We start from the raw sequence: 15,364 nt of genomic DNA on the forward strand, positions 1-15,364 counted from the left end.
CCGCGGCGGGTGGACGGTGATATGGGCGCCGGATCGAAAGACCGCATGCGCGCTGTTCCGCGCGGTCCATCCCGACAAGACCGAGGGCGTGCTCAACTGCAGCAGCGTCTACAGCGAGGAAGAGTTCGAGAAAACAAATATGTACCATCTGGGCAACTTCGGCGCGCGCTGTCACGAGGTTATCGAAGTGACGCGGACGGTTTCGTCACGCGCGGAGAGGAAGGGGGGCGAGGAGGCATAACAATGGCGAAGGCGAAGAGGAAATACCCGAATTACGTCATCGAGAGCGCGGCGCGGGCAACGCTGGAAGCGATAAGGCGCTTTATGGCGGAGAAGCCGGACGCGCTGCAGGGAGGGGGTGACGTGAATGAAAATGTGCAGGTGCTGCGGAGCGCCGGCGACGGCGGACGAGCACGGCTTCAGTGAATGCTGCGGCGAGAAGCTCGAGGAGCCCGTGCAGTGCGAAGTGTGCGGCGCGCGGATTTCGCCGACCTACGCCTGCTTCGGAATGTGCGACGACTGCGAGGAAAAGACGTTGAGCGACTTCTACGGCGAATACTGGAGCAAGCTGACCGACGGGCAGCGGGAGCTGCTGAAGTACAGACTGAAAGACTATTTCCAGGGAGGTGATCAGATTGAAAGGTAAAAACGGAATTATCATCATCAGACCGAATGATGAAGCGGAGATCGTCCACACGCCCGTGGATATGACGCTCGAGTTTATGCAGAGCGTTGTCGGCGGGTATATCGAGGTGCTGCGTCTGAAGCGCGGGCTCGTGCTCGTTATGGATGATGACGGCAAGCTGAAGGCGAACCCGCAGATAAACCGCATCGCGACTGAGCTTGCGCGGCTGCCTTACGACGTCGTCGGCACGGCGTTCCTCTGCCGCGAGGAAGGGGAGCAGCTGCTGCCGCTCACGCCGGAGCAGCTTGCGGGTATGACTGAGCTGCTGAAGGCGTACCGCCCCTGCAAAGTCACCGTGCCGAAGCCGCCCCGTTCGCTCGCGACGCCGAGGTGGGACTTCCAATGCCGCCGCTGGCGCGTGCAGACCTGCAGGAACGGAAAGCACGTCAACGCGACCGGCCGCACGGCGCAGGAGGCGAAAGACAAGCTGGAGCGCAAGCTCGAATTGCTGGAGGCGGGAGTATGAGAAGGGAAACAAGCTGGAAGGCGGCGGTGCTTACCGCTTTTATCCTGGTCGGCGTGATCTGCGTCATAATGGCGGCTTTCAAATCCTGCCGCGCCGATGAAGAGAAAGCGCCGGAGCCGGCGCCCGCGGCCGAAGCCGTAAGCGCGGCTGATGAGTTCAGAGCTCCGGCGAAATACGAGCCGGAGCCGGAGGTCGAAGCGGAAATACCGCCGAGGACTTATATCGGCAGCTGCCGGCTCACCGTCTACAACGCGGAGGAGAGCCGCTGGGGGTATCAGACCGCGACCGGCGCGACGTCCGCGCATCTTATGACCTGCGCCGTGGATCCGTCCGTCATCCCTTACGGCAGCAACGTCATCGTTATCGATAAGGACGGCGAGGAGCACCGGTTCAAGGCGGTCGACTGCGGCGGCTTTTCGGGCCGCTGGGTGGATATATTCTTCGACGGGCGCATCGCCGCCGGCATAGACTGGCTGGACGAGTGCTTCGGCGGGGACTTCGCGGAAGTGTATATCGAGGAGGCGCAGCTATGAGAGTAACGTATGATAGCGTATTCGAGCTCGCGCAGGCGGCTATCAGGTGCAATAACACAGCTGAAAAGGGAAAGTGTGAATACTGCCCGTTTTACGACGGCTGCACCATCGACGAACCGGAAAACAGAAGCACGCTTTGCGCGGAAATCGACAAATAAGGAGGCGTCGTGATGGGCACATACGATAATCTCGTCGCCAAGCTCGAGGAGACCGCGGAAAACCTCGAGCGTGTGTGCTGTGACGAGCTTCAGATCGCGATAGGCGCGATCCGGAAAAGAACGCCGCTGCCGCCGGTCGTCAAGGGGGACGTGCGTGTGTACTGTCCCTCCTGCGGCCGTCAGATACGCAGCGGAAACGGGAAAAGCTCCGTCGCCAAAAAGAGCCGAGACCTGTATTGCTGCTGGTGCGGCCAGGCGATAAGGAGCGACGACGAAAGAAAGGAGTAACGAATGTATCATCTGACAATAACGGATAAAGAAACAGGCAAGGTCCTCGAAGATCTCGACTGCAGCATCATTATCGCGGGGGGGGACGCGGGGAAGAGGGGCAACTTCCAGATCGCGCTCGCCGGCGGAGTAAATCGTCTCGATCTGCTCGCGGCGTGGACGAGCGCCAAGATCAACCTCGATACCATCGCGGAGGCGAACCCCTTCATAAAAGACGCGATCGACCGCGGGATAATCGACGAGGTGAGTAAGGAAACCGTGAAAGCGGCCCGCGAATCGTACAAGCAGACGACCGTCGTGGTCCCGAAGAAGCGGGAAGAGTGACGGCGAACACAAGCGAAAGGAGGGATAAATGTGATGCAGCTCGGATTTAATCGGCGCGAATGGACGAAGTGCGCTGTCTGCGGGAAGGTAGTGCCCGTGGATGAGACCGAATACAACGGTCAATTTGTTTGCGCGGCGTGCGCCGCGGAAAGGAGCACTGATGAAAAAAGACAGCGAACTGATCGTGAGACACTTCCCGACGCCGCCGGAGACGCTTGATATTTTCCCGATCGCCGACGTCCACCTCGGCGCGGCGGAGCACAAAGCGAAGGAGTGGAAGGCGTTCCTGGCGGCGATCAGCGCGAACCCGAACGCTTATCTGATCCTCTCCGGCGATCTGATCAACAACGCGACGCGCTCTTCCGTTTCCAACGTCTTCGAAGAGACGCTGCGGCCTATGGATCAGAAGCGTCTGATGACGGAAATGCTGGAGCCGCTGCGGGACCGGATCCTCTGCGCCGTGCCCGGCAACCACGAGGCGCGCAGCGGCAAGGACGCGGACGATGATCCGATCTATGACATTATGGCGAAGCTCGATCTCGAGGAGCTCTACCGGCCCAACCTCGCCGTTGTCAAGATCCAGTGCGGCGACGTTTACAGCAACAGCAACCTTAACCCCACATACACCATAGCCACGGTGCACGGAGCCGGCGGCGGTATCTACACCGGCGCGACGGTCAACCGCGCCGAACGCTTCGGCAACGTGCTCGAAGGCGCGGACGTTCTGATCACCGGCCATTCGCACAAGGCGTTTATGACGAAGCCGGGCAAGCTCGTGATCAATAAGCAGAAGAATATCGTCACGCAGCGCCCTTACTTCGTCGTCGGGCTGACGAGCTGGATGGACTACGGCGGCTACGCAATGCGCAAAATGCTGCTGCCGGGATCGCATATGGCGCAGGTCGTTCACCTCGGCGGTCAGCGCTTCTCCGTTTCCGTCGAGGCGGCCTGACCGAAACCCCTTTCTTCCTCGTCCGCTCCGCACGGCGGCGGGGGCCGACTTCCTTCATAAATGGGTTTGACTTCCTTCATAATTTGATTTCCTATACTGTCTTTTTGCTTATGAGCCCGCCGGTGCGGCGGCGGGCGCCTCTTACGACTCTCATAACGTGACAACCGTCACAAAAAAACTAAAAGGAGTGAAAACAAGTGTTCGGAGAAAAAACTGAAGAGTATTCCCGCAAACAGCGCACGAACCTGCCGGTCTACAAAACCGCGAAGTATAACGAGGCGCGGAAAGAGGCGGAGGAACTGCTGAAAAAGCACGAGGCGCTCACGGAGGGCGACTTCTGGATCCTGATGCACGAGACGGCGAACGGCGACAAAATGAGCTATGACGGCCTCATCATCGCGCACACCGCCTGTCTGAAGCTCAACGACGGGCAGCCGGAGGCGCGCCGCTTCCGTCCGGATTGTATGACGCTCGACAAAGAGGGCTACGGCGGCAGTCTCGTCTATACCTATTCCTGTCCGGAGCAGGGGATATTCGAAGTCGGCGAAGTGAACGCGAAAAACTGCACAGTCGCTTACCCTTACGCGATGGCGCTCAAGCGCTGCTTCGACCGCGTCGTGCTGAAGCTGACGAAGATCGCATACCACGGCGTCCTGTCGGACAGCGAAGCCGAGGAGCTGAAGGGCGACGAGGAGCGCGAGCCGATCCCGGAAGATCTTCTGAGGGCGTGCGAGGAGCTCGACCTCGACCTTGACAAGCTCGCTGCGTATCTGAAGAAGACCGTCGACAAGCTGACGCCGGCGGAGGTCGAGAGCGCCGTCAGACGCAAGCGCGCCGCCCTCGAGAAGATGAAGGCAAAGGAGGGCAAGTGATGACTGATAATTTATTCGTGATGGATCCGCACGAGATCGAATACGCCTACCGCCACGCGACGAACAAGCGCCAGCAGATAAGCATACTCGCGGATCTCAATTCCTGCTCGAATCAGAAGATAATCGACTTCCTCAAGGAGCGCGGGATCGAAGTGGAAAAACGCCCGTATAAGAAACACGAAAAGCCCGCGCCCTTCACGCTCGCCGAGGCCGTGCCGGCGCCCGCTGAAGCGCCGCAGCCGGTCGCGGAAACCCCGCAGGTCTGTCATCCGGAGCGAGCGAAGGATCCCGCACCTCTCTCTGTCATCCCGAGGGCGAAACCCGAGGGATCCCCCGCCGAAACCGGCGGCGCGGAAGAGGCCATCCCTATCCATACGCTCGACGTCTCCGCCGAAGAGGCGCGGATCATCGCTACCGTGCTGGAGCACACCGCCGCCCGCTGCTCGCAGGAGATCTTCCGGATCAAGCGCGAGATAAAGGAGAAGGAGGAAGCTCTTTCGGAGCAGGAGACGCTTTCCCGGCAGCTTTCCGCGCTGCTCGGCAAATTCGGGGTGGTGTCGGATGTACGTTGAGTTTATTCCGGAAAACCACACATATTACTGCGACGGCGAGCCCGTCCCGTCGGTAACGCAGATACTGCACCGGCAGGGGATAGCGCCGGAGTATTCCGACGTCGCGCCCGGCGTGCTTGAGAAGGCGGCGGCGCGCGGCACGCTGATCCACGAGGAGATACAGCGGTATATCGAGGACGGCGAGATCGGAATGACCGAGGAGTTCGCGCTTTTCGTCGAGCTGTGCGAAAAGGAGGGGCTGGAGTTCTACGCCAGCGAGGAGGTGCTGTGCGACGGATCCGTCGCCGGCACCGCCGACCTGATCGGCACGCACGACAAAAAGCGTCTGCTTGCCGATCTGAAGACGACCGCGACCGAAGACCGCGAATACTGGCGCTGGCAGCTCGGCGTCTATAACTACATCGGCAAGCTGAACGCCGAGGAGTTCGCCGTCATCCACCTGCGGCCGGAGAAGGCGTCGTTTATCCAGCTGACGCCGCCTTCGGAGGACGAGATCGCGGAAATGCTGGAGGCGGAGGCGCAGAGCGTGCTTTACGCGCCGCCGGAGGTGATCTCTCCGGAGCTGATACTGAAGGCGGCGAAGACGCAGCACGAGCTGCAGGCGGCGAAGGACGCCTTCGAGGTCGTAAAACGGGAGCTGCACGACCTTTTCGTCAAGTCCGGCTCCGGCGTCGCCTCCCACGGCGACGTGAAGATAACCTTCACGCCGCCCCGCAAGACCGAGCGTATCGATACGGCGAAGCTGAAAAAGGAGCAGCCGGAGCTGGCGAAACAGTACACGGTCGAATCGATCACCGCCGGCACGGTGCGTATATCGGTCAAGGGTGAAAGGAGCGAGTGATGTTTGTCGGAACACTTGAGCGCGTGAGCTTCGACGACGAGGGGAACACGATCGTTTCCTTCCTCTCGAAAGACCGCAGCGCCGCGCGTCAGACCGCGCAGGCGGCGAAGGAAATAGGCGCCTGCAGGATAAGCGTCGCGAAGGCGCAGGAAACGCCGCGCTCGCTGAACGCAAATTCGTATTTTCATCTGCTCGTCAACAGGATCGCGGCTAAGGTGCGCGGTTCTGACGACGACGTAAAGCGCGATATGGTGCTCAAATACGGCGCCGTCCTGACCGAGAACGGCGGACCCGTCGGTCTGAAGCTGCCGGTGGCGAACGATCCTACGCTCATATATCCATACTGCAAGCTGTTCGATACCCGCACGGATAACGGTGTCGAGTTCAACTGCTGGCTGCTCTACAAGCGCACGCATACGCTGAACACGGCTGAAATGTCCCGCCTCATCGACGGCGTCGTCTATGAGGCGAAGGAGCTGGGGATCGAAACGGAAACGCCCGAGGCGCTCGCCCGGATGAAATCGTTATGGAAGGAGAGAGAAAGCGAATGATAATGATATGCAACAACTGCGGCGCAACGTTCGAGGACGACGAGTTCGTCACCGAAACACAGTGCGTCGGCGAATGCTGGGGACAGCCCGCGTACGAGAGCTTCAGCGTCGCGCCCTGCTGCGGCGAGTACGACTGCAGGGAGGCGCACTGCGAGGATTGCGCGCACGCCGTGCCGTACAAGCCCGAGGAATACGACGACGCCTACACCTGCGATCTCGATAACAACCGCGTGGACCAATACGACGAGGCGTGCTCCTCATTCGAGCTGAAGGAGGCGGAAGAATGATACACGATTTGAAAATATCGCCCGTATGCTTTGACGCGGTCGCGCAGGGTATCAAACCGTTCGAGGTGCGCAAAATCGATAGGTTGTTCAGTGTAGGCGATGTGCTGCGGTTGCGCGAATGGTACGGCAATGTGTATACGCTGCGAACCACGCGTAAGGTAATTACCTACATACTCAACGATCCCGACTACTGCAAGGAGGGCTACGTCATTCTCGGACTCGCCCCGGCAACGCGAGAGGAGAAAGAAGTATGATACACGATCCAGTCAACCATCCGTCGCACTACTGTGACGGCGGAATTGAGACCATCGATTTCATCGAAGCCAAACAACTGCCCTATCATCTCGGGAACGCGGTGAAGTACATAAGCCGCGCCGGTAAGAAGGATGACGAGCTTCAGGATCTCCGCAAGGCGCGGTGGTATCTCGACAGATATATACAGCTGCGCGAACACGAAATACTCGATTATAAGAAGGAGCAACCTGAAAATTACCTGTTAAACGAAGGAGGACAAAAATGACAAGCGTAAACGTACCCGTGAAGCCGAACGGCACGGTATATACCATCGAGCAGCTCCACGGCAGGCCCTGCGTCGTCGGTCACGACGTAACGCAGTTGACGATCAACTCCGCCGGCGCGGTGAGTATAACTTACGACGCGTTCGGCAGTGTGAAAACGGCTATGCCCTCACAGCTCGGCGTTTCCGTCTTTACCGACGCGATCGACGCGATGAACGAGCTGGTAAAGCGCGTGAAGCGGGGAGGCGGCGAAGCGTGAGGAAGATCCACGTTGCGATAAAGGAGCTCGGCAGGGCGCCGCGCTCCGTCTGGATCTCGCCGACGAGGGAAAACCTCGAAAAGCACGTCGGCGGTATGGTGGTGAACACTTTTCTTGCGAAGGATCTTATCCTGATCTCCCGCGCTGACGCGGAGTTCGCCGGCGAGGGGCTGACGGCGCAGATAGCGCACCGCAGATACTTCGGCACGCTCATTTTCGCGGGCGCGGACGGGAAGGGATATACAGACCTGCCCTGCAGCTGGAGTGAGCTCAGAACCCTTTTTCCGCAGCTCTGGGAGGACGTTCCGGAGCAGGTGAGATCGTGAGGTAATCAATGAACAGACGGACTAAGGCCCTGATGATCCCGCCGCGCGTCAAAGCGGCGGTTATGGAGCGCGACGGCGGCCGCTGTATCTTCTGCGGCCGCCCCGGGCTCCCGGAGGCGCATTATATCCCGCGTTCGCAGGGAGGGCTCGGGATAAAGGAGAACGTCGTGACTGTCTGCCGCGAGTGTCACGACCTGCTTGATAATTCAACGAAGCGCCGGGGAATGCTGCGCTTTGTCCGGCGCTATCTGAATGCGATCTATCCGGGCTTTCCGGACAGTTCGAGAACTTATAAAAAGGAAGTGTAAAAATGCTGAATAAAGTCGTGATAATGGGGCGCCTGACCGCCGTCCCCGAATTAAAGAAGACGCCGGGCGATATTTCCGTCTGCTCCTTCACAGTAGCGGTCGACCGCGACTTCAAAAACGACGCCGGCGAACGCAAGGCGGATTTCATCCCCTGCGTCGCCTGGCGCGAAAAAGCCGATTTCATATGTAAATACTTCGGCAAAGGCGCGATGGTCGCCGTCTGCGGCCGGCTCGAGAGCCGGCAGTACGAAACGAAGGAGGGGCAGAAGCGCACCGCTTACGAGGTCGTCTGCGAACAGATCTCTTTCACCGGCGAGAAAAAAGAGGAGGGGAAGCGTTCCGGAGAGCCGGCGCCGTCTTATCCGGGGTTCGAACCGCCGGCGGGACGTCGGCGTGAACCGGAGCCGCCGGAGCCCTCGGACGAAGATTTCGCCTCTTATGATCCGGAAGACGATCTCCCGTTCTGAGCTTACTATCTGCCGTCAGTATAAATAAAGTGTAAGGAGAAAGTATGGAACGTAATTCATTCGTATTATACTGCGATTATGCGGAATATCTCAACGAGCTGACCGATGAAGAAGTCGGTCAGCTCACCCGCGCTATATTTCAATACGCCGCCACGGGCGAAGAGCCGGCCTTCAGAGGCGTACTGAAGCTCGCCTGGATCGCGATAAGACAGGGGATGGACCGCAACAGCGACCGGTACGAGCGCCGCGCCTCGGCGGGCCGAAGAGGCGGCAGACCGAAAAAGGACGAAGATCCCGCGGAGCCGGCCGATGAGCCCTCCGAAGAGGAAAGCGCGCCGGAAACGCCTCCGAAAAAAACAAAAAAAGCAAACGAAAGCAAAGATACAAATGCTTTTGAGAAAAAAAGCAAAGAAACAAATGCTTTTGAATGCTTTTCCGACGAAAAAGCAAACGAAAGCAAAGATACAAATGCTTTTGAGTCGGACGGTGTACGTGTACGTGAACGTGAACGTGTTCGTGATCCTGTACGTGTTCGTGATCGTGAACGTGAGCGTGAGCGTGAACGTGCTCCCGCGGCCGCGGGGGCCGATCCGCGCACGCCCCGGGGAAAATACGGCCACGTTTTGCTTTCGGAATCTGAACTGAAGGAGCTCTGCGCGCTTTGCGGCAAGGAGCTTTCCTTCACCACGCCCGACGAGCTTATCCGGACGCTCGACGAATACATCGAGGCGAAGCCGGAGTATAAAAGCGCGAACCACCTTATCACGCTGAAGGGCTGGGTGGCGGACAAAGTCGCGGAGCAGCATAAAAAGGATCGGCCGAAGGAGCGTTCCTTTTCCGCTTCAGACGTCAGCGCTTATGAGGAGTGGGGAAAGAAGAAGGTGCGGGGTGAAACGTGAGATCTTACACCTTCAGCGCCCCGATCAAGCTGCCGGGGCTGAATGAGTATACATACGCCTGCAGGTCGCACGCTCAGGTCGGCGCCGCGCTGAAGCGCGATACCGAGGACGCGCTGCGGTGGTTCATCCGCGCGCAGCTCGGCAAGCTCGTGAAGGATAAAAAGCTGCCGGCGCGTGCTCCGGTGAAGGTGTATTTCCGCTGGACTGAGGCAGGGAAGCGCCCGAGGGATAAGGACAACATCGCGTTCGCCAAAAAGTTCGTCCTTGACGCGCTCGTCGCCGAGAAGGTGCTGCTCTCGGACGCCTGGGACTACGTCGACAGCTTCGAAGACAGCTTCTTCCGCGGCCCGCGCTACGGCGTGACCGTGGATATAACCGTGCTGGAAAAGGAGAGGTGAGAAAATGAACTATTGGTGTACAACGAAGGGGTGCGAGTGTCCTCACGCGACGTATGACGGACGCTGCACGATCACGGCTTGTACGAAGGGGCCTGCTGTGAGAGTGTATGTGGAGACGAATATCTACGACGAGGTCGAGGAGATCCCGAACTGCACGGTGCAGATCTTGCGTAATTCGGTGACCGGCGAGATTTCAGTCGGATGGTACAGATCGACGGAGGAGTAATGGGATACCGGCATATTTACTGGCGCTGTCCGTATTTCACGGACGACCGGAAGGAAGAGATCCTGTGCGAGGGCGGGTACAGGTTAATTTTCCCGAACGATAAAAAGCTGAAAAAATATGCCGCCGCATACTGCTGCAGCGTCGACGGGTACCGTCAGTGCCCGATCGCGGCCCAGCTGGAGCAGGAGTACGACGAGTTTTTCCGGAAACGGGAAAAGTAAATAATGGGAGGTAAAGATGTCAAACAATAAACAGACGGCGGATTTCTACCGCCGTAAATGCCGCGCGCTGATGAAGGAGAAGGAGGAGCTGCTGAGGGGAACGGGGCAGCTCAGCGCGATCCTTGACGGGACGCTCGTGCAGATCTGCAAGAAGTACGGAGTGCCGGTTTATGAGGATGATCCGGAAAGCCGGGAGCTTACGGAAGGGAACGGTCGCGCTCCGGTGACAGAGGGGAAGCTCGTCAGCACCGGCAGGGAGTTCGAGCCGATCGGCTGGCGGATAGAGATCCCGGAGCCGGCGCTCGACGGCTGCCGGATCAAGGCGACAAAGCGCGACGGGAAGTATATAATCGGCGCCGTGGTCACGGCAGATTTTGAAAAAATGCAAAAATCTGCCGAAAAAACCTCCGGAAATGTGCAGGATATACCCGATCGGGGGCAAAATATGCCCGAAGTGAAGGGCTCGTGAGGGAAAACAGGCAAACAAAAAAAGGACGGTTGAGCCGTCCTTTTTTTATTACACACTTATTATACGCGCATTATCTGCCCGATACTTTCAATTCAGAACGAAGTGCCTTCTGAAGAACCGCGGAGACGTTTATCCCGCTCTCGGACGCGGCCGTATCAAGCCACATCGGAAGCGTTACGTTGCGGCGCACGGTGCGATTATCATGCCTGCGTCTGTAGTCGGCGAGATCGACGTCGACAAGAGTTATGATATCTTTCTTTTTTGCCGCGACGTTTTCGATGGGCGTAGACGAGGGAAGTGCGCGCCCTTCGTCTTCATAAACGATGCCGAGCAGTCCGATGGCGTCTCTCGCCATAAGCATGGCGTCTGCTTCGTCTTTGCCCTCGGTATTGACGTCAAAATCCGGAATGTAGACGAGATATCCGCCTTCTATCGGCGTCAGCGTAATGGGATACACCACTTTTTTGGGGTTGGTCATAATGTTTCCTCCTGTAGGTCGTAACTCCTCTTTATCGGTTACAGCTTTCTCCTCCTGATGATCGCTTTCGCGAGTTGCTCGTTTATTTCTTTGTGCCGGGGGATGATCTCGAATTCTTTGCCGTCGGTATACACGTCATGGCTTCCGCCGCTCCGGAGAAACCGCCAGCTTTTCTTTTCAAGGAGCTTGATAAGATCTCTTCGCTTCGTAAAGCTCACCTCCGCAGGTTTATTTTTCCCTCTCACAATCATATTATACACACTCAATGTGTGTTTGTCAACACCAAAATGCGTTTGAGGCGAAAAAATATTGCGGAGATGTTATATTGAGCGCGTGAGGTGATACTTGTGATTGATTGGGACAAGATCAAGGCCGAGTACATCCGCGGTAACACGAGCTACCGAAGGCTCGCGGAGAAGTACGGAATATCAGGGAGCGCCGTCAAGGCGCATATGGCCCGGGAAAAATGGACGCAGGCGCGAGAGGAGCGCCGCCGGAAGGCGACGGGGAAGATCATCGCCGCCGCTGCCGAGCGGGACAAGGAGCGCGCGGACAGGATATATGACGCCGCCGACGTACTGATCCGCAAGATCGCGGCTCAGATCGAGGCCGCGGAGCGGCTGTGCGCTACCGACGCTTCCGCCTACGCCACGGCGCTGGAGAAGTGCAAGCGCGTGTGCGAGATCAGAGGCGCAGCCGACGGCGAAGAGCTCGAGGGCAGGGTGGTCGTTATTCCCGCGCGGGTGCCGGTGGAGGATGAGGATAATGAATGATTCCTCCCGGGGAGAAGGCGCGACCGTGTGGACGCCGCAGCCGAGGCAGACGGCGTTTATGCAGCGCGGAGAGTTCGAAGCGCTCTACGGAGGAGCTGCCGGAGGCGGCAAGAGCGACGCGCTCGTCATCGAGGCGCTGCGCCAGGTGCATATACCGCATTATAAGGCGCTGATCCTCCGCAAGACCTATCCGCAGCTCTCCGAGCTGATAGATAAATCTCAAAAATACTACACGGCGCTTTTTCCGGCGGCGAAGTATAACGGGTCCAGCCATACCTGGACCTTTCCGAGCGGCGCGAAGATCGTCTTCGGCGCGATGCAGTACACGAAGGACCGCGTTAAGTATCAGGGCCAGGCCTATGACTTCATCGCCTTCGACGAGCTGACGCACTTTACTTATGAGGAGTACAGCTACCTCTTTTCCCGCTGCCGACCGAACGGGCCCGGGACGGAGTGCTACATCAGGGCGACCGCCAACCCAGGCGGAGTCGGGCACGGCTGGGTCAAGGAGCGTTTCATCACGCCGGCGCCGCCGATGACGACGATCTGGGAGGAGCAGAGCTGGACGGATCCGGAGGGGAACGAGCATACCGCGCGCCAGAGCCGCGTTTTCGTCCCCTCGACGGTCTTCGATAATCCCGCGCTGCTGCAGAACGATCCGCTCTACGTGCAGCGGCTGGCGTCCCTGCCGGCGGCGGAGAGACAGGCGCTCCTTTACGGCGACTGGGACACTTTTTCGGGGCAGGTCTTCACCGAGTGGCGCAATGTACCCTCGGAGTACAAAACGCGGCGCAACACGCACGTTATTTCGCCCTTTGAGATCCCGGGAGACTGGGGGGTATGGTGCGGCTTCGACTGGGGTTACTCGCGGCCGTTTTCCGTCGGGTGGTACGCCGTGGATCATTCGCGGCGTCTTTACCGCATACGCGAGCTTTACGGCTGCACCGGCGCGCCCAACGTCGGCGTCAAGTGGGAGCCGACGGAGCTCGCGCGGAAGATCAAGGAGATCGAACGCGAGGATCCGAACCTCAAGGGGCGGAAGATCCACCGCGTGGGCGATCCGGCGATCTGGGGCAGCGACGGCACCGAGAGTATCGGCGCGCTGATGGAGCGCGAGCGCGTTTATTTCGAGCGCGGCGATCACGCCAGGATCGACGGGAAGATGCAGATCCATCACCGGCTCGCGTTCGATGAGGCGGGAGTTCCGATGCTTTACGTTTTCAGCACGTGCAAGCACTTTATCCGTACAGTTCCGGCACTCGTGTATGACGAAAGTAACGTCGAGGATATCGATACGGACGGCGAGGACCACATCTACGACGAGCTGCGCTACGTCTGTATGAAGAACCCGATCGCGCCGCCGAAGCGCACGGAGCCGCCGGCGAAGCGTTACGATCCGCTTTCAACGGACGATGCGCAGCCCGGGAGGTACGACTGGTATATCAGATATTAACGTGCATCTATTTGCGGAATATGCAGATTAACTGCTAACAACTACTAATAACGGAGGTTATTATGGCAGATGTATTTTACGGAAAAAGACCGGCGGAAGCTTCAGAGCTTGAAAGGCAGCCGGTGCCGGAGCTGACGGAGGAGCAGTCCGCCGCGATGCTCACCGGCGGGATGCAGCAGATCATCGGTAAGGAGGAGCTCGACAAGGCGTGCGAGATCCTGCGCAGGTACAAATCCGGCAAGAGTGCGCTCGAGACGCGCGTTGTGCAGGATGAGATGTGGTGGGAGCTCCGTCACTGGCAGGCGATCGGCGGCGGCAAGAAGTCGGATAATAAGGAACCGCGCGTCGAGCCGACGAGCGCGTGGCTCTTCAACGGTATTCTGAACAAGCACGCCGACGCTATGGATAATTACCCCGAGCCGATCGTGCTGCCGCGCGAGCGCAGCGACGAGGAGAGCGCAAAGATGCTCTCGGAGGTCCTGCCGGTCATTATGGAGTACAACAGCTTCGAACAGACCTATGACCGCGGCTGGTGGGAGAAGCTCAAGCACGGGACCGCCGTTTACGGCGTATTCTGGGATCCGCGCAAGGAGAACGGGCTCGGCGATGTCGATATCCGGCAGATAGACCTGCTGAATATCTTCTGGGAGCCCGGGATAACCGATATCCAGGAAAGTCGCAACCTTTTCATCACGCAGCTGGTCGACAACGACGTGCTTACCGAGATGTATCCGCAACTGGAAGGGAAGAGCCTCGGGGACGCAATCGACGTGACGAAGTATATCTATGACGACAATGTGGATACGAGCGATAAGTCCGTTGTCGTGGACTGGTATTACAAGGTGAAGCGTCCGGACGGGCGCACCGTGCTGCAGTACGTAAAGTTCGTCGCCGACGAGCTGCTTTACGCCAGCGAGAATACCGACGAATACCGTGACGACGGGTATTATAACCACGGCAAATACCCCGTCGTCTTCGACGTGATGTTCCCGGAGAAGGGGACGCCCGTCGGCTTCGGCTATGTTGCGATCAGCAAGGATCCGCAGATCTATATCGACAAGCTTTCCGCAAATATTATGGAAGCGGCGATGATGGATACGAAGAAACGGTTTTTCGTGTCCAGCAACACCGCGATCGATGATGCGGAGTTCCTCGACTGGAGCCGTCCGCTCGTCAGGGTAGAGGGCGAGCTCGGCGAGGAGAGGATACGCGAGATACGCACCACGCCGATCGCTCCGATCTATTACAACGTGATGCAGGGCAAGATCGAAGAGATGAAGGACACGACGGCGAATCGCGACGTCAATTCGGGCGGGCAGTCCGGAGGCGTCACCGCCGCTGCCGCGATCGCCGCGCTCCAGGAAGCCGGCAACAAGGTCAGCCGCGATATGATCGCCGCATCGTACAGGGCGTTCACCGACGTTTCCGCGCTCGTTATCGAGCTAATCAGGCAGTTTTACGACGAGAGCCGCGGCTTCCGCATCACCGGCGAGGACGGCGCGTATGAATTCGTCGACGTCAACAACGCGAAGCTGCGAGATCAGGTCGTTATCAGCGGGACCGGCGAGCAGCTGTATCGCAAGCCGGTCTTCGATCTGAAGATAAAGGCGCAAAAAACGAGCCCGTTTTCCCGTATGGAGATGAACGAGCGCGCGAAGGAGCTCTATCAGATGGGTTTCTTCGCGCCGGAACACGCGCAGGAGGCGCTCGGCGCGATAGATATGATGGACTTCGAGGGGATCGATAAGATCCGGGAGTACATACGCCAGGGCGATACGTTGCTGAAGCTGTGCGAGCAGCAGGCGGCTCAGCTTCAGCAGATGGCGGCACTGCTCGGGATAGGCGGCGAAAACGCTCCTCCTGCGGCGACGGGGGTAATGGCTCCCGTACAAAGCTCCTCGGGCGACAGCGCGGACGGCTTGGGAGCAGCGGTTATGAAGGCGCAGACGCCGATGACGGGCTACGGCCAGCGTCTCGCAAAACGCAGCGCCCCGGATATGAACGTTTCCGGAAACGGCGCAAACCCGGGAGGGCTCTGAT

Annotated in this window: 29 protein-coding genes; 27 read left to right on the plus strand and 2 right to left on the minus strand. The window is 58.7% G+C overall.

Annotation, left to right across the window (positions count from 1 at the left end; translation table 11 throughout):
• From IJL83_02095 to IJL83_02210, 24 genes are all read left to right on the plus strand, one after another.
• Positions 1-241, plus strand: a 241-nt coding sequence (locus IJL83_02095) for a hypothetical protein (protein MBQ6552395.1), incomplete at its 5' end; no start/stop codon positions are given.
• A gap of 2 nt (positions 242-243) precedes the next feature.
• Positions 244-426: a hypothetical protein gene (locus tag IJL83_02100; GenBank protein ID MBQ6552396.1), complete on the plus strand. Its 183-nt coding sequence runs from the start codon at positions 244-246 to the stop codon at positions 424-426.
• A complete protein-coding gene (locus IJL83_02105; protein MBQ6552397.1) occupies positions 368-646 on the plus strand; it encodes a hypothetical protein in 279 nt (92 codons plus the stop codon). Before IJL83_02100 ends, IJL83_02105 begins: the two co-directional genes overlap by 59 nt.
• Positions 636-1,151, plus strand: coding sequence for a DUF3846 domain-containing protein (locus IJL83_02110; GenBank protein ID MBQ6552398.1), 516 nt, complete (start codon positions 636-638; stop codon positions 1,149-1,151). The genes IJL83_02105 and IJL83_02110 overlap by 11 nt, the downstream gene beginning before the upstream one ends.
• Complete coding sequence (locus IJL83_02115; GenBank protein ID MBQ6552399.1) at positions 1,148-1,684, plus strand: hypothetical protein; 537 nt, start codon at positions 1,148-1,150, stop codon at positions 1,682-1,684. The genes IJL83_02110 and IJL83_02115 overlap by 4 nt, the downstream gene beginning before the upstream one ends.
• Positions 1,681-1,842: a hypothetical protein gene (locus tag IJL83_02120; protein MBQ6552400.1), complete on the plus strand. Its 162-nt coding sequence runs from the start codon at positions 1,681-1,683 to the stop codon at positions 1,840-1,842. Before IJL83_02115 ends, IJL83_02120 begins: the two co-directional genes overlap by 4 nt.
• 12 nt (positions 1,843-1,854) lie before the next feature.
• On the plus strand, positions 1,855-2,130 hold the full coding sequence (locus tag IJL83_02125) for a hypothetical protein (protein ID MBQ6552401.1): 276 nt from the start codon (positions 1,855-1,857) through the stop codon (positions 2,128-2,130).
• A gap of 3 nt (positions 2,131-2,133) precedes the next feature.
• Entirely contained in the window at positions 2,134-2,454 is a 321-nt protein-coding gene (locus IJL83_02130; protein MBQ6552402.1) for a hypothetical protein, read from the plus strand.
• 160 nt (positions 2,455-2,614) lie between these two features.
• Positions 2,615-3,406 (plus strand): metallophosphoesterase, encoded by a 792-nt coding sequence (locus tag IJL83_02135; protein MBQ6552403.1) that lies wholly within the window; start codon positions 2,615-2,617, stop codon positions 3,404-3,406.
• Positions 3,407-3,603: 197 nt separating this feature from the next.
• On the plus strand, positions 3,604-4,278 hold the full coding sequence (locus IJL83_02140; protein ID MBQ6552404.1) for a hypothetical protein: 675 nt from the start codon (positions 3,604-3,606) through the stop codon (positions 4,276-4,278).
• Positions 4,278-4,850: a hypothetical protein gene (locus tag IJL83_02145; protein ID MBQ6552405.1), complete on the plus strand. Its 573-nt coding sequence runs from the start codon at positions 4,278-4,280 to the stop codon at positions 4,848-4,850. Before IJL83_02140 ends, IJL83_02145 begins: the two co-directional genes overlap by 1 nt.
• Positions 4,840-5,691 carry a hypothetical protein gene (locus IJL83_02150; protein ID MBQ6552406.1) on the plus strand — a complete coding sequence of 284 codons (852 nt, stop codon included), beginning with the start codon at positions 4,840-4,842 and terminating at the stop codon, positions 5,689-5,691. Before IJL83_02145 ends, IJL83_02150 begins: the two co-directional genes overlap by 11 nt.
• Positions 5,691-6,242, plus strand: a complete 552-nt coding sequence (locus IJL83_02155; GenBank protein ID MBQ6552407.1) for a hypothetical protein — start codon at positions 5,691-5,693, stop codon at positions 6,240-6,242. The genes IJL83_02150 and IJL83_02155 overlap by 1 nt, the downstream gene beginning before the upstream one ends.
• On the plus strand, positions 6,239-6,529 hold the full coding sequence (locus IJL83_02160) for a hypothetical protein (GenBank protein MBQ6552408.1): 291 nt from the start codon (positions 6,239-6,241) through the stop codon (positions 6,527-6,529). Before IJL83_02155 ends, IJL83_02160 begins: the two co-directional genes overlap by 4 nt.
• The gene (locus tag IJL83_02165) at positions 6,526-6,783 is read left to right on the plus strand and encodes a DUF3850 domain-containing protein (GenBank protein ID MBQ6552409.1); all 258 of its coding nucleotides are present in this window, start codon (positions 6,526-6,528) and stop codon (positions 6,781-6,783) included. The genes IJL83_02160 and IJL83_02165 overlap by 4 nt, the downstream gene beginning before the upstream one ends.
• The gene (locus tag IJL83_02170) at positions 6,780-7,049 is read left to right on the plus strand and encodes a DUF3310 domain-containing protein (protein ID MBQ6552410.1); all 270 of its coding nucleotides are present in this window, start codon (positions 6,780-6,782) and stop codon (positions 7,047-7,049) included. The genes IJL83_02165 and IJL83_02170 overlap by 4 nt, the downstream gene beginning before the upstream one ends.
• On the plus strand, positions 7,046-7,306 hold the full coding sequence (locus tag IJL83_02175) for a hypothetical protein (protein ID MBQ6552411.1): 261 nt from the start codon (positions 7,046-7,048) through the stop codon (positions 7,304-7,306). The genes IJL83_02170 and IJL83_02175 overlap by 4 nt, the downstream gene beginning before the upstream one ends.
• Complete coding sequence (locus IJL83_02180; GenBank protein ID MBQ6552412.1) at positions 7,303-7,632, plus strand: hypothetical protein; 330 nt, start codon at positions 7,303-7,305, stop codon at positions 7,630-7,632. Before IJL83_02175 ends, IJL83_02180 begins: the two co-directional genes overlap by 4 nt.
• Positions 7,633-7,640: 8 nt before the next feature.
• Positions 7,641-7,940 carry an HNH endonuclease gene (locus IJL83_02185; protein ID MBQ6552413.1) on the plus strand — a complete coding sequence of 100 codons (300 nt, stop codon included), beginning with the start codon at positions 7,641-7,643 and terminating at the stop codon, positions 7,938-7,940.
• A gap of 2 nt (positions 7,941-7,942) precedes the next feature.
• Positions 7,943-8,407 carry a single-stranded DNA-binding protein gene (locus tag IJL83_02190; protein ID MBQ6552414.1) on the plus strand — a complete coding sequence of 155 codons (465 nt, stop codon included), beginning with the start codon at positions 7,943-7,945 and terminating at the stop codon, positions 8,405-8,407.
• Positions 8,408-8,451: 44 nt separating this feature from the next.
• On the plus strand, positions 8,452-9,306 hold the full coding sequence (locus IJL83_02195) for a hypothetical protein (protein MBQ6552415.1): 855 nt from the start codon (positions 8,452-8,454) through the stop codon (positions 9,304-9,306).
• Complete coding sequence (locus tag IJL83_02200; GenBank protein ID MBQ6552416.1) at positions 9,303-9,704, plus strand: hypothetical protein; 402 nt, start codon at positions 9,303-9,305, stop codon at positions 9,702-9,704. The genes IJL83_02195 and IJL83_02200 overlap by 4 nt, the downstream gene beginning before the upstream one ends.
• Before the next feature lie 225 nt (positions 9,705-9,929).
• A complete protein-coding gene (locus tag IJL83_02205) occupies positions 9,930-10,151 on the plus strand; it encodes a hypothetical protein (GenBank protein MBQ6552417.1) in 222 nt (73 codons plus the stop codon).
• A gap of 16 nt (positions 10,152-10,167) precedes the next feature.
• On the plus strand, positions 10,168-10,620 hold the full coding sequence (locus tag IJL83_02210) for a hypothetical protein (protein ID MBQ6552418.1): 453 nt from the start codon (positions 10,168-10,170) through the stop codon (positions 10,618-10,620).
• 70 nt (positions 10,621-10,690) lie between these two features.
• On the opposite strand, the gene IJL83_02215 is transcribed toward IJL83_02210, so the two are convergent.
• Positions 10,691-11,098: a type II toxin-antitoxin system HicB family antitoxin gene (locus IJL83_02215; protein ID MBQ6552419.1), complete on the minus strand. Its 408-nt coding sequence runs from the start codon at positions 11,096-11,098 to the stop codon at positions 10,691-10,693.
• Positions 11,099-11,136: 38 nt separating this feature from the next.
• Positions 11,137-11,349 (minus strand): type II toxin-antitoxin system HicA family toxin, encoded by a 213-nt coding sequence (locus IJL83_02220; protein MBQ6552420.1) that lies wholly within the window; start codon positions 11,347-11,349, stop codon positions 11,137-11,139.
• 96 nt (positions 11,350-11,445) lie between these two features.
• On the opposite strand from IJL83_02220, the gene IJL83_02225 reads away from it, so the two are divergent.
• The 3 genes from IJL83_02225 to IJL83_02235 all read left to right on the plus strand — a co-directional run bounded on the left by IJL83_02225 (position 11,446) and on the right by IJL83_02235 (position 15,363).
• On the plus strand, positions 11,446-11,871 hold the full coding sequence (locus tag IJL83_02225) for a hypothetical protein (GenBank protein MBQ6552421.1): 426 nt from the start codon (positions 11,446-11,448) through the stop codon (positions 11,869-11,871).
• Positions 11,864-13,324 (plus strand): phage terminase large subunit, encoded by a 1,461-nt coding sequence (locus IJL83_02230; protein MBQ6552422.1) that lies wholly within the window; start codon positions 11,864-11,866, stop codon positions 13,322-13,324. The genes IJL83_02225 and IJL83_02230 overlap by 8 nt, the downstream gene beginning before the upstream one ends.
• A gap of 62 nt (positions 13,325-13,386) precedes the next feature.
• Entirely contained in the window at positions 13,387-15,363 is a 1,977-nt protein-coding gene (locus IJL83_02235) for a hypothetical protein (GenBank protein ID MBQ6552423.1), read from the plus strand.
• Position 15,364: the final 1 nt, after the last annotated feature.

The sequence above is a fragment of the Clostridia bacterium genome, assembly GCA_017438525.1.
Lineage (GTDB): Bacteria > Bacillota > Clostridia > Oscillospirales > RGIG8002 > RGIG8002.